The organism is Micromonospora sp. NPDC002717 (assembly GCF_040295705.1).
GTDB lineage: Bacteria > Actinomycetota > Actinomycetes > Mycobacteriales > Micromonosporaceae > Micromonospora.
Genome location: NZ_JBEOVW010000042.1, coordinates 14,319 through 31,902, shown reverse-complemented (window position 1 = coordinate 31,902; position 17,584 = coordinate 14,319). Strand labels below are relative to the sequence as shown.

16 protein-coding genes and 5 tRNA genes are annotated in these 17,584 nt (G+C 74.0%); 6 read left to right on the top strand and 15 right to left on the bottom strand.

What is annotated here, in order from left to right; all coding sequences use genetic code 11:
• Positions 1-29 precede the first annotated feature (29 nt).
• The 6 genes from ABT006_RS32525 to ABT006_RS32500 all read right to left on the bottom strand — a co-directional run bounded on the left by ABT006_RS32525 (position 30) and on the right by ABT006_RS32500 (position 5,743).
• On the bottom strand, positions 30-869 hold the full coding sequence (locus ABT006_RS32525; protein WP_350712308.1) for a carbohydrate ABC transporter permease: 840 nt from the start codon (positions 867-869) through the stop codon (positions 30-32).
• A gap of 58 nt (positions 870-927) precedes the next feature.
• A complete protein-coding gene (locus ABT006_RS32520) occupies positions 928-1,863 on the bottom strand; it encodes a carbohydrate ABC transporter permease (RefSeq protein WP_350712307.1) in 936 nt (311 codons plus the stop codon).
• A complete protein-coding gene (locus tag ABT006_RS32515) occupies positions 1,860-2,927 on the bottom strand; it encodes a LacI family DNA-binding transcriptional regulator (RefSeq protein WP_350712306.1) in 1,068 nt (355 codons plus the stop codon). The genes ABT006_RS32520 and ABT006_RS32515 overlap by 4 nt, the downstream gene beginning before the upstream one ends.
• Before the next feature lie 197 nt (positions 2,928-3,124).
• A complete protein-coding gene (locus ABT006_RS32510) occupies positions 3,125-3,763 on the bottom strand; it encodes a hypothetical protein (RefSeq protein WP_350712305.1) in 639 nt (212 codons plus the stop codon).
• Between the two features lie 137 nt (positions 3,764-3,900).
• On the bottom strand, positions 3,901-5,025 hold the full coding sequence (locus tag ABT006_RS32505; protein WP_466025826.1) for a snapalysin family zinc-dependent metalloprotease: 1,125 nt from the start codon (positions 5,023-5,025) through the stop codon (positions 3,901-3,903).
• Positions 5,026-5,323: 298 nt separating this feature from the next.
• The gene (locus ABT006_RS32500) at positions 5,324-5,743 is read right to left on the bottom strand and encodes an NUDIX domain-containing protein (RefSeq protein ID WP_350712303.1); all 420 of its coding nucleotides are present in this window, start codon (positions 5,741-5,743) and stop codon (positions 5,324-5,326) included.
• A gap of 270 nt (positions 5,744-6,013) precedes the next feature.
• Between ABT006_RS32500 and ABT006_RS32495 the strand changes: the two genes are divergently transcribed.
• The 4 genes from ABT006_RS32495 to ABT006_RS32480 all read left to right on the top strand — a co-directional run bounded on the left by ABT006_RS32495 (position 6,014) and on the right by ABT006_RS32480 (position 9,676).
• Positions 6,014-6,592: an AMIN-like domain-containing (lipo)protein gene (locus ABT006_RS32495; protein ID WP_350712302.1), complete on the top strand. Its 579-nt coding sequence runs from the start codon at positions 6,014-6,016 to the stop codon at positions 6,590-6,592.
• A gap of 94 nt (positions 6,593-6,686) precedes the next feature.
• Complete coding sequence (locus ABT006_RS32490) at positions 6,687-7,367, top strand: response regulator (protein ID WP_350712301.1); 681 nt, start codon at positions 6,687-6,689, stop codon at positions 7,365-7,367.
• Positions 7,368-7,379: 12 nt separating this feature from the next.
• Positions 7,380-8,774: an ATP-binding protein gene (locus ABT006_RS32485; RefSeq protein ID WP_350712300.1), complete on the top strand. Its 1,395-nt coding sequence runs from the start codon at positions 7,380-7,382 to the stop codon at positions 8,772-8,774.
• Complete coding sequence (locus ABT006_RS32480) at positions 8,771-9,676, top strand: Gmad2 immunoglobulin-like domain-containing protein (RefSeq protein ID WP_350712299.1); 906 nt, start codon at positions 8,771-8,773, stop codon at positions 9,674-9,676. Before ABT006_RS32485 ends, ABT006_RS32480 begins: the two co-directional genes overlap by 4 nt.
• A 137-nt stretch (positions 9,677-9,813) precedes the next feature.
• Here the strand turns inward: ABT006_RS32480 and ABT006_RS32475 are convergent, their stop codons facing one another.
• The 9 genes from ABT006_RS32475 to ABT006_RS32435 form a co-directional block, all read right to left on the bottom strand.
• Positions 9,814-11,382, bottom strand: a complete 1,569-nt coding sequence (locus ABT006_RS32475; protein WP_350712298.1) for an amidohydrolase — start codon at positions 11,380-11,382, stop codon at positions 9,814-9,816.
• Positions 11,383-11,521: 139 nt separating this feature from the next.
• Positions 11,522-12,886 (bottom strand): hypothetical protein, encoded by a 1,365-nt coding sequence (locus tag ABT006_RS32470; protein ID WP_350712297.1) that lies wholly within the window; start codon positions 12,884-12,886, stop codon positions 11,522-11,524.
• A gap of 301 nt (positions 12,887-13,187) precedes the next feature.
• Positions 13,188-14,270, bottom strand: a complete 1,083-nt coding sequence (locus tag ABT006_RS32465; RefSeq protein ID WP_350712296.1) for an SRPBCC family protein — start codon at positions 14,268-14,270, stop codon at positions 13,188-13,190.
• A gap of 126 nt (positions 14,271-14,396) precedes the next feature.
• Positions 14,397-14,468 (bottom strand) — tRNA-Gln (locus tag ABT006_RS32460).
• Positions 14,469-14,501: 33 nt separating this feature from the next.
• Positions 14,502-14,573 (bottom strand) — tRNA-Arg (locus tag ABT006_RS32455).
• A 40-nt stretch (positions 14,574-14,613) separates the two neighbouring features.
• Positions 14,614-15,813 (bottom strand): RtcB family protein, encoded by a 1,200-nt coding sequence (locus ABT006_RS32450; RefSeq protein WP_350712295.1) that lies wholly within the window; start codon positions 15,811-15,813, stop codon positions 14,614-14,616.
• A gap of 154 nt (positions 15,814-15,967) precedes the next feature.
• Positions 15,968-16,045: transfer RNA gene (locus ABT006_RS32445), tRNA-Gly, on the bottom strand.
• A 31-nt stretch (positions 16,046-16,076) separates the two neighbouring features.
• Positions 16,077-16,149 (bottom strand) — tRNA-Glu (locus tag ABT006_RS32440).
• 33 nt (positions 16,150-16,182) lie between these two features.
• Positions 16,183-16,255 (bottom strand) — tRNA-Pro (locus ABT006_RS32435).
• Between the two features lie 483 nt (positions 16,256-16,738).
• Here ABT006_RS32435 and ABT006_RS32430 point away from each other — a divergent pair.
• Together ABT006_RS32430 and ABT006_RS32425 are read left to right on the top strand one after the other, a co-directional pair.
• Positions 16,739-17,194, top strand: coding sequence for a helix-turn-helix domain-containing protein (locus tag ABT006_RS32430; RefSeq protein WP_350712294.1), 456 nt, complete (start codon positions 16,739-16,741; stop codon positions 17,192-17,194).
• A complete protein-coding gene (locus ABT006_RS32425; RefSeq protein ID WP_350712293.1) occupies positions 17,187-17,579 on the top strand; it encodes a DUF4180 domain-containing protein in 393 nt (130 codons plus the stop codon). The genes ABT006_RS32430 and ABT006_RS32425 overlap by 8 nt, the downstream gene beginning before the upstream one ends.
• Positions 17,580-17,584: the final 5 nt, after the last annotated feature.

Here is a 17,584-nt window from a genome sequence, read left to right as displayed (position 1 = left end):
ACCTCCTGGGTGGTGGGTGGGGGACGGTGTCAGCCCTTGACCGCGCCGGCGAGCGACCCGGACGAGAGCCGGCGTTGCATGAACGCGAAGAAGATCAGGCTGGGCAGGGTGGCCAGCAGCGAACCGGCCGCGAGGGGGCCCAGGCGGGCGGTGCCCTCGATGCCCACGAACCGGGCGAGCGCCACCGGCAGGGTGGCCAGCTCCGGGGTCTTGATCAGCACGAGGGCGAAGAAGAACTCGTTCCAGGCCGAGATGAACGAGAACAGCGCGGTGGCGACCAGGCCGGGGGCGAGCAGCGGGAAGACCACCCGCCGCAGGATCTGCACGCGACTGGCGCCGTCGACGGAGGCGGCCTCCTCCAGTTCCCGGGGGATGTTGCGGACGAAGCCCTGCAGCATCCACAGCGCGAACGGCAGCGCCCAGACCACGTAGATGAGCACCAGCCCGGCGTGCGTGTTGGCCAGCCCGACCTGCCGCAGCACCAGGAAGATCGGGATGATCAGCAGCACGAACGGGAAGAGCTGGGACAGCAGCACCCAGCCCAGGGCCGCGGTGCCGAGCTTCGAGCGGAACCGGGCCAGGGCGTACGACGCGGGCAGCGCGACCAGCACGGTGAGCAGCGCCGAGGCGAGCGAGACCTGGAGGCTGTTCAGCGCGGCCCGGCCCAACTCCTGCTCGGTGAACGCCTGGACGAAGTTCTGCACCGTCGGGTTGGTGGGGATCAGGGTCGGGTGCAGCTGGACCAGCTCGCGGGGCGGCTTGAAGGCCGTCGAGACCAGCCAGACCAGCGGGAACCCGAGGAAGACCAGGTAGCCGGCCAGGGCAAGGTACTGCAGCGCCCGCCCGGTGCGGCTCGGCTTTCCGAACATCACTGCCCTCCGATCAGGACTGCGGGGCTCGCAAGCTCACTCCTCGCACTGATCACGACTAGTTCGCCTCCCTCAACCGGCGACGGAGATACACGGCGAGCAGCGCCACGATGATCACGACCATCACGTTGCCGAGCGCGGCGGCGTAGCCGTAGTTGCCGTAGCGGAACGCCTCCTCGTAGGCGAAGAGCATCGGCAGCATGGTCTTGCCGCCCGGCCCGCCGGCGGTCAGCACGTAGACCAGGCCGAACGAGTTGAAGTTCCAGATGAAGTCCAGCGAGGTGATCGCCACGATCACCGGGGCCAGCGCGGGCAGCGTGACGTGCCGGAACCTGTGCCAGGTGCTGGCGCCGTCCACCGCGGCGGCCTCGTGCAGCTCGCGGCCGACCCCCTGCAGGCCGGCGAGGAGCACGACGGTGGTCTGCGGCATGCCCGCCCACACCCCGACGATGATCACCGCCGGCAGGGCGGTGCCGAAGTCGCCGAGCCAGTTGGCCCGCAGGCCGTCGGCGCCGACGCGGTGGAAGAACTCGTTCAGCAGGCCCGCGTCCGGGTGGTAGACCAGCTTCCACAGGATGCCGACCACCACCGGTGGCATCGCCCACGGCACCACGGCCAGCACCCGTGCCACGCCCCGGAAGCGCAACCGCTGGTGCAGCAGCAGCGCGAGCCCGAGGGCCAGCAGGAACTGCAGGACGGTCACCCCGAACGCCCAGAGCAGGCCGACCTGGAAGGAGTTCCAGAACAGCTCGTCGCCGAGCAGTTCGCGGTAGTTCGCCAACCCGGTGAAGCTGACCTCCACGTTGCGCCCGGCCCGGGCGTCGGTGAACCCGAGGTACATGCCGCGTACCAGGGGGAAGACCGACAGCACCAGGATCGGCAGCAGCGACGGGAGCAGCAGCAGGTAGATCATCGTCCGGTCGGAGCGGGACCGGCTGTGCCGACGGGCCGCTCCGGCCCGGTCGACGTCCGGCCGCTCGGCCACAGTCGTCATGACGGCACCTCTTCGGTCGGCGGACGGGGGGTGGTCACGGCGGCCCGGCTGGAGGCGCGGACGACGAGGCTGGGCGACACCTGTTCGCGGCGGGGCGGCAGGGCGGGGTCGGCGATCCGCTGGAGCAGCAGTTCGGCCGCCCGGCGACCGCGCTCGGCCGAGCCGAGCGAGACGCTGGACAGTTGGGGGAACATCATCTGGGCCAGCTCGGTGTCGTCCATGCCGATCACCGCCACGTCTTCGGGCACCCGGTGCCCGGCGGCCAGCAGCGCGTGCAGCGCGCCGACCGCGATCAGGTCGTTGGCGCAGACCAGGGCGTCCGGGCGGGCCCGGGCGAGCAGCCGTTCGGTCGCCGCGCGACCGGCCGCGTACTGGAAGTCGCCGACCTCGACCAGGCGTTCGTCGAGGGGAACGGCGTGCGCGGCGAGGGCGGCGCGGAAGCCGGCGTCGCGGGCGGCGCCCGGGACGGTGTCCAGCGGGCCGTTGACGAAGCCGATCCGGCGCCGCCCGCTGGCCACCAGGTGGTCCACGGCCAGCGCGACGCCCCGCCGGGAGTCGGTACGCACGTTGTCGACGGGCGCGTCGGCGCCGAGCTGGCCGATCACCACCACCGGCACCGGACTCTGCACGAGCGCGGCGAGGTGGTCGTCGGTGACCCGGATCGGCGACAGGATCATGCCGTCGACGTAGCGGTTGGCCAGCCGGCGCAGCAGCGCGGTCTCGTTGGCGATCTGCCCGCCGGTGGCATGGACCAGCAGCTGCCGCCCGGACGCGGCCACCACCGCCTCGATGGCCCGCATCATCGACACGTAGACCGGGTTGCCGATGTCCTCGACCGCGAGCGCGACCAGTCCGGTGCGCTGGGACTGCAACGACCGGGCGATGGCGTTGGGCACGTACCCGACCTCCGCCGCCGCGGCGCGGACCTTGCGGATGGTCTCCTCGCTGCCGCCGACACCGTTGAGCACCCGGGAGGCGGAGGCGATGGAGACACCGGCGCGGGCCGCGACGGTGTGGACGGTGGGCCGACTGTCGGCCGACTCCGGTAAACGTTTACGACCCACGCCCTGGCACCTCCACCTGTTTCCTGTAAACGTTTCCGGGAGTCTGCGCCGCGCGCGGCGAGGAGGTCAAGGGTCCGTTACGAAAACGTTTCCAACAGGGGCGAGGCGCTGGTCAGCGCGTCATCGCCGGACTACCCGGGGTGCCCACGGAGCGGGACGGCCCTGCGTGCGGGCCCGCGCGGGGGCCGGCGCGGGCGTCAGGACCGGCGTTCGCGCTCCTGGCTCAGCCGCTCGTCGAGCCGGCCCAGCTCGTAGATGGCATTGAGGTTCGTCGGCAACCGGGTCACGTTGTCGACCAGGGGTTCCCCCGCGGGGTCGGGCGTGGGCGCGGGCGCGCCGGCCGGGCCCATCTGCGCGACGGCGGGCCGACGCCGGCGCAGGACGAGCAGCACCGGCACGGCCACGGCGGTCGCCGCCAGGCCGTAGAGAAGCCACCGCTCCGCCGGATCCCCGTCGCCGCGCAGTGGCGGGGCAGCGACCGTGGACGCATCGCCCGAGGTCCCGGTCCGCCCGTTCGGGGCGGGCACCGCCGCCTTGCGCTCGCCCGGACCCTCGGCCGTCCGGCCCGGGTCGACGGCGCGGGTGGACGTGCTTGTCGACGTGGACGGGCCCGGGGCGACCGGCGCCGCCGACGGGCGGGGCGACGCCGGGGCGGTCGAGCCGGACGGGACCGGCGTCGGGGAGGCGCCCGGGGTGGCCCCAGCCCCTCCGGTGAGCAGGTCGTCCACAATCTGCCCGACACCGCCGAGGAGGCCGCCGACCGGCCCGCCCGAGGCCGACGGTGTGGGCGCGGGAGCGAGCGCCAGGGTCAGGGCGAGTGCGGCCACGGCGGACATGGTTCACCTCGGAATGGGTCGATGTGTCACGCACGGTACCGCACTGCGGGTGGTCGCCGCGTGACACCCCGGCGCGGTGGCCCGGCCGACGACGGACGGGGGGACGCCGCGCGCGGCGTCCCCCCGGGTCGGGGTCGTCAGACCGGCAGACCGCCGACCTGGGTGTTGATCCAGGACCGGATGGACGGCAGGTCGACGTAGATGGACGGGCCGGTGGCGCAGGTGGAGTTGTTGTTGCCGGACCGGCTGGTGGCGCCGATCAGGCTCCACACCCCGTTGATCCGGCGCACCTGCGGGCCGCCCGAGTCGCCGTAGCAGGCGCCCGAGTTGCCGTTGGTGTTGTTGGTGCAGATCTCGTACGGGCCGTTGATGCCGATGCAGCGGCTGTCCGACACGATCGAGGTGTCCAGTTCGTACGCCACGGTCGGGGCGCCCCCGCAGCCGGGGGTCGGGCAGGTCTGGCCCCAGCCGATGATCCGGGTGGCGGTGCCGACCGCGCCCGAGGTGCTCGGGATCGGCGCCGGGGCGTAGCCGACCGAGCTGGACAGTTGCAGCAGCTTCACGTCGACGCTCGGGTGGTTGACCGCGCGGATCACGGAGACGACGGTGCCACCGCTGTTGCGGTAGATGCTGCCCACCCGCACCGAGGAAGGCGTCGAGCAGTGCCGGGCGGTGACCGCCCAGTTGGCCTTGATCAGCGTGCCGGTGCAGCCGGAGACGTACACCATCCACGGGTAGTTCTCGGTGGCCGGCCGGCCGCCGACGACGTACGGCTCGATGTCGTCGCCGTCGTTCCACGAGTACGTGCCGGTGGGCACCGCGGACGCGGCCAGGCCGCCGGCGAACAGCGAGTTCACCCGGGACGCCTCGGTGGCGCTCGGGTACGCGTTGCGGCAGGAGACCGGGGCGCTGCTGCCGGACATCAGGTCGGAACACAGCCCGGTGCGCCGGTCCGGCAGGCCGAGGATGTGGCCCAGTTCGTGGCTGGCGATGCGGGTGCGGTCGTACCCCTGGTTGACGGCGGTCCAGCCCATCCAGATCCGGCCGGAGCCGAGCCCGGTGACCTGCGCCCGCGGCCAGCCGCTGTCGACGTAGATGGTGACGTTGCCCGGCGTGCGGGCCACCAGTTGGACGTTGCTGACCTGGCTGTTCCAGATGGCTGCGGCCTGGTCGAAGTTGGTGCGGAACTCGCCGGCCCGGCTCGCGTCGTAGTAGACGGTTCGGGCGGCGGCGGACGCGCTGGCGTCGGTGGCGACCTGCATTCCGGTTGCGGCCAGGACCGCCGCCAGCACGGCGCCCGCCGTGCGCAGCAGTTGTCGTCGGAACATACACGCACTCCCTGCGGTTGTCCGGCGGCGTGCCACCGCCGGTCATCGATGTACGTGAATGTTAAAGCGGGGACCGCCAATATGCGGCATAACGGAATCGTCATACCGGCACCCCACGAGTTCACCGCCAGGCCAGGTCGAGGGGCACCCCGCCGCCGGTCCGCCGCCCCGGGGACGACGGCGAGCGACACACGGGTGAGCGCCGACGGCGGCGGGCGGGCGGTCGCGCCGGTCAGGGCAGCGGGTCGGGAAGCATCGCCAGGGTGGCCGGCAGTTGCGAGTGCAGCGGCGCCGGCAGGGCGTCGCGGGTGAACCAGCCGATCCGGTCGAACTTGTGCGGCTCGCCGATGGCCACCTCCGCCGGGTCCACCCGGACCGCGAAGAGCACCGCCACCCAGTGCGAGGGCGGGTCGTCGCGCAGCACGTTGCGCACGCCGAGCAGGGCGACCGACCGCGGCGTGGCCGCGTACTCCTCGGTGACCTCGCGGCCGACCGCCGCCTCGAAGCTCTCCCCGAACTCCAGCGCCCCGGCGCCGGTGTCCCAGGCCCCCGGCTCGTCCCGGGCGCCGGCCGCGCGCCGGGCCAGCAGCAGCCGGCCCGCGCCGTCGTGGCAGACGAAGACGCAGGAGACCTTCGGCGTACGGCCGGTCATGGGTGGTCCCTTCCGAGGGTCGGGGTGCGGCGGCAAGCGCAGTGCGCCGAGGTGCGCCGACACCGTACCCGGACGCAGCCCGCACCGGTCGGCCGGTTCCGTGGTCGAGGTCGGCACCGCCCGATCGAGCAGCAGCGCCGCGGGCACGGGCTGTTACCCGGGCGTTACCGCACGGCGAAGCTGCTGCCGTGGGGGCGTTCCACCGTGGATCCGACGACCCCGGCGACGAGGCCGGGCACCGACCGGGAAACGGAAGAACGGGAGAGGACGATGCGGATCAGGAGTGGACTGACGGCCCTGGTCGTGGTGCTCGCCGCGCTGGTGGCGGGTGCCGGCACCGGCACGGCGGCGACCACGACGGCGGCGGCGACCGGGTCGCCGTACTGCGGGATCACCTGGGGCAGCGCGGAGAAGTCGGCCGGCACGCCGAGCAGCGCCCCGCTGGTCGACGTGCGCACCGGGCGGCACGACTGCTTCGACCGGGTGGTGTTCGAGTTCGCCGGCCCGGTCACCGGCTACACGGTCGGCTACGGCGAGACGTGGACCGAGGGCGAGGGCCTGCCGCTGTCGCCGTACACCGCCGGCGACGAGCTGCTGCGGGTCTCGCTGCGGGCCCCGGCGTACGACGACGCGCACGTCGGCACCGTGCCCTACCGGGTCGGCGAGCACGCCGCGAACGTGCTGCGCCACCAGACGCTGCGGGACGTGGTCTTCGGCGGCAGCTTCGAGGGCTACACCACCTTCGCGGTCGGCGTGCGGGCCCGCCTGCCGTTCCGGGTGTTCGTGCTGACCGGCCCGGGCACGCACAGCCGGATCGTGCTCGACGTGGCACACCAGTGGCAGCAGTGACCGCCGCGGAACCGGGGGTCCGGCGCCGGCCGGGCCCCCGACACCGTCCGTTCCGCCAGGTCGGCGCGGGCCGTCGCGGGGCTACCCTCGGCTGGTGGAGGGCCGCGTGCTGGTCGTCGAGGACGATGCCTCCATCCGGGAGGTCACCGCACTCGGGCTGCGCCGCGCCGGTTTCCGGGTCGACACCGCGGTCGACGGGCGGGAGGCGCTGGCGGCGTGGCGTGCCCGGCCGCCCGACCTGATCGTGCTCGACGTCATGCTGCCCGGCCTGGACGGCATCGAGGTCTGCCGGGAGATCCGGCGCACCAGCGGCGTACCCATCCTGATGCTGACCGCGCGCACCGACACCGTGGACGTCGTCGTCGGCCTCGAGTGCGGCGCCGACGACTACCTGCGCAAGCCGTTCGACCTGCCCGAGCTGGTGGCCCGGGTCCGGTCGGCGCTACGCCGGGCGGGCGCCCCCGTCGTCGCCGCCGTCATCGAGGTCGCCGGGTTGGAGATCGACCCGGGCAGCTTCGTCGTCCGCAAGGACGGCCGGGAGGTGGCGCTGACCGCCACCGAGTTCCGCCTGCTGCGCGAACTCGCCCGCCGCCCCGGCCAGGTCTTCACCCGGGAGGTGCTGCTGGAGCGGGTGTGGCAGCACGGCTACCTCGGCGACTCCCGGCTGGTCGACGTGGCGGTGCAGCGGCTGCGCGCCAAGATCGAGGACGATCCCGCCCGCCCCCGGCTCGTGCGGACGGTACGCGGGGCCGGCTACAAGCTGTCGCCGGGCTGAGGGAGGTGCGCGATGGCCGGACGCGCCGTACCGCCCGGACGCCTGCGCCGCCGGCTGACCATCGCGTTCGTGCTCGTCGCCGGCGTCTCCGCCGGGCTGCTGGCCGGCGGCTCCTGGCTGCTGCTGCGGCAGGCCCGGTTCGACGCCTCGCTGCACCAGGCCGCCGCCGACGCCCGCTACCGGCTCGTCCTGGCCGGGCAGTTCCTGCCGCTGACCGAGGACCGTCGCGGCGAGCTGCTGACCAGCTTCGAGGGCAGCGGCCGGCACGTGGTGCTGGTCGACGACGGGCAGCACCCCTCCCACCCGGCGTACGCGCCGCCGCTGGGGGCGCGGCTGCGGGCCGCCGTCGCCCAGGGGCAGCTCGGGTACGAGCGGTCGTCGCCGCATGACCGGCCCCGGCTGCTCGTCGTCGGTGGCCGCATCCCCGGCTCGACGGCCGAGCTGTACGTCGTCACCGTCGAGGACGACATCGCCGCCGACCTGGACCAGTTGCGCACGGCCCTGCTGGCCGGCTGGGTGCTGGTGGTGCTGCTCGCCGCCGGGGTGGGGCACACCCTCGCCCGCCGCACGCTGGAGCCGGTCGGCCGGGCCAGCCGGGCCGCGCGGGCCCTCACCGAGGGGCTGCTCGACACCCGCCTGCCGGTACGCGGGCGCGACGAGTTCAGCGACTGGGCCGCCTCGTTCAACGAGATGGCCGAGGCGCTGGCGGCGAAGATCGAGGCGCTCTCCGCCGCTGAGGCGCGGGAGCGGCGGTTCACCGCCGACGTGGCGCACGAGCTGCGTACCCCCGTGACCGCCCTGGTGGCGGCGGCGTCGCTGCTGCGCGACCACCTGGACCAGCTGCCGGGCGACGCGCGGCGCGCGGCGGAGCTGCTGGTCGCCGACGTGGTCCGGCTGCGCCGCCTGGTGGAGGACCTGATGGAGATCTCCCGGCTGGACGCCGGGCAGGAGCGGCTCGCCGTCGCCGCCGTCGACCCGGTCGCCCTGCTGCGGGCGATCGTCGCGGCCCGAGGCTGGTCCGACCGGGTGCGGATCGACGGCGCGCCGGTGCCGCTGCGCACCGACCGGCGCCGGCTGGAGCGGGTGCTGGCGAACCTCGTCGCCAACGCGGTCGAGCACGGCGGCGGCGAGATCCGGGCCGCGGTCGCCGGCGACGGGTCGCGGGTCGTCTTCGAGGTCAGCGACCAGGGCCCGGGCATCCCGGCGGAGCACCTGCCGCGCCTGTTCGACCGTTTCCACAAGGTCGACCCGGCCCGCTCCGGCCGGGGCAGCGGGCTGGGCCTGGCCATCGCCCGGGAGAACGCCCACCTGCTCGGCGGGCGGCTGAGCGTGCGCAGCGAGCCGGGGGTGGCCACCCGGTTCCGGCTGGACCTGCCCGCCGAGCCGGCGTCGGACGGTGCGCGGTGAGCCGGCGCGCGGTGACCCGGCGGGTCGCGGCCGTCGCCCTGCTCGCCGCCGCGCTGCTGCCCGCCGGCTGCGCCGCGCCCCGGTCCGGCTCGCTCGGCCCCGCGCCCGCCGCGCCGCCGCCGGTCGCCACCACGTCCGCGCCGGCGCCGTCGCCCAGCTCTGCCGCGGCACCGCCGACAGCCGGCCCGGGCCGCTCCCCCACGCCCGCCGCGACCGCCGCCGCCCCGACGCGGGCGCAGACCGTCACCGTCGAACTGTGGTACGTCCGGGACGGGCGGCTCGCGCCGACCCGGCGCACCCGGCCGACCACGGTGGCGACGTCCCGGCTGGCGCTGACCGAACTGGCCGCCGGACCCACCCCGGCGGAGGCCGCCACCGGGCTGACCACCCTGCTGCCCGCCGGCGGCGAGGTCACCCGCATCGCCGACGGCGTGGCGACGGTCGCGCCCGCCCCGACGGACGGCGACGCGCCGACCCGGCGGCTGCGCGAGGCGCAGGTGGTCTACACGCTCACCCAGTTCCCCACCGTCAAACGGGTCCGCCTCGCCGCCGGTCCCCCGGTCGGCCGGGCCGACTACGCGGACCTGCTGCCACCCGTCGTGGTCACCGGCCCGCCCATCGGCGCACGGGTCGGCAGCCCGGTCACCGTCACCGGCACCGCCGACGTGTTCGAGGCCACCGTCACGGTCCGGGTGCTCGACGCGGCGGGCCGGACGGTGGCGACCACCTTCACCACGGCCACCTGCGGCACGGGCTGCCGGGGCGACTTCCGGGTCGCCGTCGCCTACCGGGTGCAGCGGGAGCAGCCCGGCACGATCGAGGCGTACGAGGTCTCGGCGGCGGACGGGACGCGCCGGCACGTGGTCGCGGTGCCCGTCACCCTCACGCCCGTCCGGTCCTGAGCACCGGGCCGGCGCGTCGGCGCGGACGGCCTGCGCCGGTCACGTCCGCCCCGGCGCCGGCCACGTCGCCGGGTCCGGCGTCGGCGCCCCGGGCCGTGGCCGTCGCGCCGCCGGCCGCCGTCACGCCGTCGCGGCGCTCACCCGCGCTGCCAGCGGATCTCGCCGCCGACGACGGTGGTCATGACCCGGGTGCGCAGCACCGCGTCCGGCGACTCCAGCCAGGGATCGGTGTCCACCGCGATGAAGTCGGCCAGCATGCCGGGCGCGAGGACGCCCTTGCGGCCCTCCTCGCCCGCGGCGTGGGCCGCGCCGAGGGTGTGGGCGGCGAGCGCCTCGGCCATGGTGAGCCGCTGCTCGGGCTGCCAGCCGCCCACGGGCGTCCCGTCGGGACGGGTACGGGTCACCGCGGCGTACAGGGCGGCGAAGGGGTTGGGATGCTCGATCGGGGCGTCCGAGCCGAAGGCCAGACCGACGCCGGCGTCTAGCATCCCGCGCCAGGCGTAGGAGGCCAGGTCGTGCCCGGCCAGCAGGGTGTCGACGAGGTCGATGTCGCTGGTGCAGTGCACGGGCTGCATCGAGGCGGCGACACCCAGCCGGGCCATCCGGGCCAGGTCGCCGGGCCGCAGGTGCTGGGCGTGTTCGATGCGGTGCCGCAGCCCCGGCGTGCGGCCGACGGCCTCGTAGGCGTCGATGACGAGGTGGTTGGCCTGGTCGCCGATGGCGTGCGTGGCCACGGCGATGCCGTTCTCCGCCGCCCTGGCGAAGAGCTTGACCAGGTCCTCGTACGGCGTGACGGCGATGCCGACGTTGGGGTGCTCGCCGGCGAAGGGCTCGCTCATGTGGCAGGTGTGCGAACCCAGCGCCCCGTCGCTGAAGATCTTCACGGGCCCGGTGCGGAACCAGTCGTCGCCCTGCCCGGTGCGGCGGCCCTCGGCGATCGCCTCCTCCAGGTGGACCGACGGAATGGCCTTGTGTACGCGCAGCTTCAGCTCGCCGGCCTCCCGCAACTCCAGGTAGGCCGCCCGGCAGTCCTCGCCGTCGATGTCGTGCACGCTGGTCAGACCGAGGGCGAGCAGTTCGTCCTGCACGACGCGGAGTTGCTCGCGCAGGTCGCGGGAGACCATGAGGTCCTCCAGCGGGCGACAGGCCGTCTCGCGCAGGATGCCGGTGGGTTCCCCGCGTTCGTCCCTGACGATCTCACCGCCCACCGGGTCGGGGGTGTCGGCGTCGATGCCGGCCAGGCGCAGGGCCGCCGAGTTGGCCCACACCGTGTGGCCGTCCGCGTTCGGCAGCACGACCGGCAGCTCCGGACAGACCGAGTCCAGGGCGTACCTGTCCGGCTGCCTCGGCGGATCCCAGGTGTTGCTGTTCCACCTGCCGCCGAACAGCCAGGCGCCCGGTCGCAGCCGCGCCGCGTGCGCGGCCACCATGGCCAGCGCGTCGTCCAGGGAACGCACGTCGCGCAGGTCCACCGCGTCCAGGCTCTGGGCGTACTGCGCGGTGTGGATGTGGGCGTCGTAGAGACCGGGGAGCACGGCGGCGCCCGCCAGGTCGACCAGCTCCGCGCCGGGTCCCGCGGCGGCGCGCACCTCCGCCTCCGTGCCGACGGCCAGCAGTCGCTCGCCGGCCACGGCCATGGCCCGGGCCGACGGGTTGCCGGCGTCCCCGGTGCGGATGGCGGCGTTGCGGTACACGCGGATGCTCATGTCACCTTCAGGGGCTCGAGTGATGGGTGACCACCCACTGTAGGAGTGGCGGAGAGAAGTCGGAAGTCACCGCCCCGGTCGCCCCCTACCGCGGTGGGCGCGACCTGCGGCCGCGCCCACCGATGCGTCCGGCGACGGGTCAGCGACGCGGGAGGAAGACGAACCGCCGCTCACCGTTGTCCGTGGTGGCCAGCGAGAACCCGCCGATTCCCGGCAGCGACAGGAACGGGATCTCGGTGTCCTGGGGAAGCTCCTCGATCTTCCCGGTGCCGACCGCGACGGTGACGGGCACGTTCGCGTCTCCCCCCTGCCCGTAGCCGTACGCGGTGCCGTCGTCGTCGACGGACACCAGGCGGACGCCCTCCTGCCCTTCCTCTTCGTCTTCGCCGAAGCAGCGGGCCACGCCCGTTTCGGAGTCGAAGGCGATGGTCCCCGCCACGGCGTAGCGGCCATTCGGCGACAGAACGGGATCGTAGGAGCGTCCGTCCAGCCCGCCCTGCGGGTCGCACACCACGGACGTCTGGAGCTTTCCGGACTTCAGGTCGTGCACGGCTGCCACCGGGATGCCGCCCTGCTTCGTCACGCCCTGCTTGGCGTACCACGAGGAGAAGACGTGGTCGCCGAGAACAGCCCACACCTTGCCGTTCTCGTACTTGCCGTGATTCTTCGGATCGGCGGCCGGTGGAACGGCGTTGCTGGCCTGCCAGACACCGGGGACGCCGAAGCCGCCCGGGTCGATCGCGACGAGCGGGCCGTCGGGGGAGAGCCCTGCCACCCGACCGCTGTTGCAGACCACGTCCTCTTCCTCGCAGTAGGGCAGTCGCACGCTCTCGTCGTACGTCTTGATGCGTTCCGTCGACAGGTCGATCGCCGCAGCGTGGTAATCGCCCCTGTCCTCCCAGTGGACCAGGAGGCCATTCCCGCCGTCGACGACCTTCACCGAGCCGGAGTCCTCCCTCGAGACGGAGCGGGTGTGGGCGGGGGCGATTCCCTTCCCTGAGGAGTCGGCCGGGTAGAGGACGAGGGAGACCACGTCCTCGTCCGTGAACGAAGGGGTGTACGACCAGACGACGACATACTCGCGTCCGCCCTCATTCACGACGAGGAGCCGCGGAAGGTACGACGGATCCGGCGCCACGTTCTCGGGAAGAGCCGGTGGCTGCCACTCCTGGCTGTCCCAGCGGGGCGCGCCGGTGGCGGCGTCCCGAGCATCGACGACGTAACCCGCACCCTTCTTCTGGAGGAAGGCGACCACGCCCGCCTTCGCCGCGGCTCCCACCGTCAGGTTCTCCGCGTTCTCCGGCAGCCAGCCGACGGTCTCCTGCCAGCCCTTGGCGGTGTCGAACCCCTCCGGCGCGTTCACCACGGGCTGCGGAGACGCCCCGACGCCCGGCGACGAGCCGCCCGGATCTCCGCTGCGCGCCGCGCCGTCGTCACCGTCGCCACAGGCCGTCAGCATCGCGGCCGCCACCATGATGGTGACGGCCCTTCCCATACCCCTCATGCACACCTCCGCAGAGCAGGGAGGCGTTCCTGGTACTGCGCCTCCCGCAAGATCATCCAAATCGCCGGGAGGGGAGCCTGTCAAAACGGACAGGCTCCGACATGAGCACGGTGGCCGCGATCGGCGACCGGTACGAGCAGCTGGAATCCGGGACCGTCGCCGCGGACAGTGTCCATCATGGCCATGATCACATCCGGGCCGTCGCCGTCCTGGGGCCTGGACCGGATCGACCGTCGACGCTGTCGCCAGGCGCCGGGCGCTTCGGCCGGCGGCGGCACGGACCGGGGCGGCGTCGCGGCCGTCACATGCCGGTGCACGGGTCGTCGCCCACCACGCAGCCCTCGGGCGCCTTGGTCGCCGGGTCGCTGTCGCGGACCTCGAACGTGAACGTCCGCGACTGTCCGGCCTTCACGGGCGGCCCGGTGAAGGTGACGGAGTGCCCGTCCTGCCGCCAGTCGGCGCCGCTGGCGTCGGAGACCCGGCCGCCCTCGGCCAGCGTCACGACCACCGTCCAGTCCTTCGCGGCCGCGCCGCCCGAGTTGTCGACCACCACCTCGCCGGTGTAGCCGAAGAGCCGGGTCGACACCGTCTCGTAGCGGGCGGTCACGGCGGGCCCCGACGGCGCGGCGGAGGTGGACGTACGTGAGGGCCTCGCCGTGGGGGTGCGGCTCGGGCGGGTGGCCTCCGGGGTGGCGGTCCGGGTGGGGCGGGCGGAGGGGGTCGACCGGGGCGAGCCGCTCGGGGCGGTCGTGGCGGTGGGCACCGGCGCGGGCGCCGGTGCGGCGGCGCGGTCCGGCTCGGCCGGCAGCACCGCCCACACGGTCACCCCGGCGGCCAGCGCGGCGCCGGCCAGCCCGGCGACCAGCAGCGGCCGGCTGCGGCGGCCGGCCGGCGCCGGCTCGTCGTCGAACGCCTCCGTGACCGGCATCTCGGCCGTCATCCCGGCCTCGCCACGGCGCAGGTCCACCTGCTGGAAGGCCAGCCAGTCGAGGATCGCGGGCAGCCGATTGGTCAGGGCCTGCCGGTAGCACTCCGCGCGGCTCTCGCGCTGCTCGTCGGCCCAGACGCCGTGCTCCAGCACCTCGCGGACCGACAGCCGACAGCCCTCGGCGGTGGCGGTGACGGCACAGGTCAGCCGGCTGCGCCGGCCGCCCTCGAGGCACCGCAGCGCGATCAGCTCCGGCTCCTGCCGTTCGGTGACCTCCGCGTCGACGGCGGCGCCGAAGCCGGGCAGCCCCGCCGTGTGCAGCAGCAGCCGGTTCCGCGTCCCCGCCATCATCTCGACCTCGGCGAACCACCGGGCGAGCAACTCACGATCCGTCAATGCGCGCCACACCCGCTCGGCGGGGTGGAACAGGTCGACCTGCGTGCCGATCTCGCTCACGGCGAGACTCTACGGTCCCGGTCGCGGGACCGCCGGGCGGGGCGGCACCGACGGGCAGATCCGACGTCCATCCCGGACGCCCACATCCACCGGTGCGCGGGCCGCGTCGGCGCGGCCCCGGCCTCGCTGCGAGCGGAGGACTCGAACCTCCATCGCCCGTTCCAGAGACGGGTGTGCTGCCGATTGCACCAGCTCGCAAGGGGTTCCGTCCCGCGTCGCGGATCCGGACCGTGCCCCGACCAGGATTCGAACCTGGGCTTTCCGGTTTCGTGGACCAGCGCTCTCTCCGCTGAGCACCGGGGCGGACGACCGGCGCCCACCCCTCCTGGGCGCCGGTCGGCGGTCAACCCTTCACGCAGACGACCTGCTTGAGGTGCGCCACCACCTCGACCAGGTCCTCCTGCTGCGCCATCACCTGGGTGATGTCCTTGTACGCGCCGGGGATCTCGTCGACCACCCCGGCGTCCTTGCGGCACTCCACGCCGGCGGTCTGCGCGGCGAGGTCGGCGGTGCTGTACGTCCGCTTCGCCTGCGCCCGCGACATCCGCCGCCCGGCCCCGTGCGACGCGGAGCAGTACGCGTCCGGGTTCCCCTTGCCCCGCACGATGTACGACCCCGTGCCCATCGACCCGGGGATGATGCCCAGGTCCCCCCGACCGGCCCGGATCGCCCCCTTGCGGGTCACCAGCACGTCGACGCCGTCGTAACTCTCCTCCGCCACGTAGTTGTGGTGGCACGAGATCGGCTCGTCGTAGCGCACCTGCGGGAACTGCTCCCGTACCACGCCGCAGAGCAGGGCGAGCATGACCGCCCGGTTGCGCCGCGCGTACTCCTGCGCCCACCACAGATCCCGGCGGTAGGCGTCCATCTCCGGCGTGCCGGCGAGGAACACCGCCAGGTCCCGGTCGGGCAGGTCGGTGTTGTGCGGCAGCCGCCGGGCGACGGCGATGTGCCGCTCCGCCAGCTCCTTGCCGATGTTGCGGGAGCCGGAGTGCAGCATGAGCCACACCCGGCCCTCGTCGGCGCCGCCCTGCTCCAGGCACACCTCGATGAAGTGGTTGCCGCCGCCGAGCGTGCCCAGCTGCCGCTGGGCCCGCGTCTCCAGCTGCGCCACCCGCCGGTCGAGGTCGGCGAACCGGCGCCAGAAGTCGTCCCAGCCCGCCTGCTCCAGGCCCCGGATCCGGCGCGGGTCGACCGGCGTCTCCCGCTGGGCGAACCCGACCGGGATGGTGGCCTCGATCGCCGACCGCAGCCCGGCCAGGTCGTCCGGGAGGTCGGCGGCGGTCAGCGAGGTCCGGACCGCGGACATGCCGCAGCCGATGTCGACGCCGACGGCGGCCGGCGAGACGGCCTGCCGCATCGCGATGACGGAGCCGACCGTGGCGCCCTTGCCGAAGTGCACGTCGGGCATGACCGCGACGCCCTCCACCCACGGGAGCGCGCCGATGTTGCGCAGCTGCTGGGCGGCCTGCGGCTCGATGCCGTACGGGTCGGTCCAGACCCGGACCGGCGCGCGGGTGCCCGCGAGCGGGGTGAAACTCATCGTCGTCTCCTCGTGTCGTCGGCTGGTCGGCGCCCGTCTCGGCGCGACCGGAAGGATCGACGACCGCCCGGGAATCGAACCCGGTGGGAGGGGGCGTGCACGACCCCTCTGCGCCCAGCGCGCGGCCGGCCCGGCGGGCGCGGGGCCCGGCGGGTGGAGCGGTTGGCCGGATTCGAACCGGCGATCTTCACCGTGGCATGGTGACGCGCTGACCTGGCTGCGCCACAACCGCGTGCCGGCGACGCCGCTCCGGCGTCGCCGCGTAGGCCGTACGGGATTCGAACCCGTGACCTCCCGGCTGAGAACCGGGCGAGCTTCCAACTGCTCCAACGGCCCGTGTCAGGGCAGGGTCGACGCCCTGTCCTGCCGTCCGGGACCGGGGAATCGAACCCCGTGTCTCTCGCGCCCAAAGCGAGCGGGTCAGCCAGCTCCCTCGTCCCGGTGATGGTGTCGTCTCCCCGGTCGGCCCGTGGTGGGCGGCGACCGGGATTTTGCTTCCACTGTGGAGTTGAAAAGGGTCGACGGCGCCGGAACGGGGCGGAGTGATGTCGGTACGGGTGGACGAAAAAGCCGCCCGGTCCCCGGTGGGGTGGGCGGCTGCGCGTACGCGCTGACGCTAGTCGCGCCGCCACCCCGACTGCCGGCCCTGCTCGGGACGGCACTGGCCTAGGGCACGCTCCCCTGTGGGCAGCGAGGCACCGCCGCGCGGCGTCGGCCACACGGCGTCGGTGCGGGTGCGCTGCGACACGGCGTACTCCCTGGGTCGTTCGGTTGACCTTGCGCCGATGACGGTAGGCGCGCCGGACGGTGGCCGCAATGGATATTCGACTACGGGCGCACGAGCGCACGAGCCGCGCGTCACAGGGACCGGGAACCACTCCCCCGGCTTCCCTATCGCTCCCTATCTGCACTAGACTAGGGAGTGATGAGTGAGGAAATGTACTCCGTCGAGCAGGTGGCCGAGCGGCTCGGTCTGCACGTGCGCACCGTGCGCGGCTACATCCGCGCCGGCCGACTGCGGGCGGTGCGGATCGGCAAGCAGTACCGGATCGCCCGCGCCGACCTCGACGCCCTGACCGGGCGGCCGGAGCCGTCCCGTCCCGCCGCGGGCCCGGCGGTGGAGGTGTCGAGCATCGTGCAGATCGACGGCGTCGACCGGGCCGCGGCCGACCGGCTCGGCACGCTCGTCGTGGCCGGGGCGAACACCGGCCACGACCCCGGCCACCCGTTGCGCGTCCAGACCGTCCACGACGAGGAGCGACACCGCATGAAGATCGTGATACTCGGCGGCGCCGCCGACACCGCCGAGGTGCTGCGCCTGCTCGACGCGGTGCTCGACGGCGACAACGGCCTGCTCACCCGGGAGGTCGGGAATGCCTGACGTGGTGCGGGAGCGGGCCGGCGTGCCGGTGCTGATGTGCGACCCGGACGGCCCGCCGGTGGCCACGGCGCAGGACGCGCTGGACCTGATCGGCGCGGCCTTCCTCGGCGCCGAGGTGGTGGCCGTGCCCGCGCACCGCTTGGACCCGTCCTTCTTCTCCCTCGGCACCCGCTTCGCCGGCGAGGTCATGCAGAAGTTCGTCAACTACCGGCTGCGCCTGGTCGTCGTCGGCGACATCTCCCGACACCTCGCGGCCAGCGCTGCCCTGCGCGCCCTCGTACAGGAGTCGAACCAGGCCGACCACGTGTGGTTCGTCCCCGACCTCGACGCGCTCGACGACCGGCTGCGGGCCACGACCCGGCGGACCGGCCCGGCAGCCGGCTGAGCCAC

What these genes read in the sequence shown, in the direction of transcription:
- ABT006_RS32525 (WP_350712308.1), bottom strand. Translation starts at nt 869, where the DNA reads ATGTTCGGAAAGCCGAGCCGCACCGGGCGGGCGCTGCAGTACCTTGCC.
- ABT006_RS32520 (WP_350712307.1), bottom strand. Translation starts at nt 1,863, where the DNA reads ATGACGACTGTGGCCGAGCGGCCGGACGTCGACCGGGCCGGAGCGGCC.
- ABT006_RS32510 (WP_350712305.1), bottom strand. Translation starts at nt 3,763, where the DNA reads ATGTCCGCCGTGGCCGCACTCGCCCTGACCCTGGCGCTCGCTCCCGCG.
- ABT006_RS32505 (WP_466025826.1), bottom strand. Translation starts at nt 5,025, where the DNA reads ATGCAGGTCGCCACCGACGCCAGCGCGTCCGCCGCCGCCCGAACCGTC.
- ABT006_RS32500 (WP_350712303.1), bottom strand. Translation starts at nt 5,743, where the DNA reads ATGACCGGCCGTACGCCGAAGGTCTCCTGCGTCTTCGTCTGCCACGAC.
- ABT006_RS32495 (WP_350712302.1), top strand. Translation starts at nt 6,014, where the DNA reads ATGCGGATCAGGAGTGGACTGACGGCCCTGGTCGTGGTGCTCGCCGCG.
- ABT006_RS32485 (WP_350712300.1), top strand. Translation starts at nt 7,380, where the DNA reads ATGGCCGGACGCGCCGTACCGCCCGGACGCCTGCGCCGCCGGCTGACC.
- ABT006_RS32475 (WP_350712298.1), bottom strand. Translation starts at nt 11,382, where the DNA reads ATGAGCATCCGCGTGTACCGCAACGCCGCCATCCGCACCGGGGACGCC.
- ABT006_RS32470 (WP_350712297.1), bottom strand. Translation starts at nt 12,886, where the DNA reads ATGAGGGGTATGGGAAGGGCCGTCACCATCATGGTGGCGGCCGCGATG.
- ABT006_RS32450 (WP_350712295.1), bottom strand. Translation starts at nt 15,813, where the DNA reads ATGAGTTTCACCCCGCTCGCGGGCACCCGCGCGCCGGTCCGGGTCTGG.
- ABT006_RS32430 (WP_350712294.1), top strand. Translation starts at nt 16,739, where the DNA reads ATGAGTGAGGAAATGTACTCCGTCGAGCAGGTGGCCGAGCGGCTCGGT.
- ABT006_RS32425 (WP_350712293.1), top strand. Translation starts at nt 17,187, where the DNA reads ATGCCTGACGTGGTGCGGGAGCGGGCCGGCGTGCCGGTGCTGATGTGC.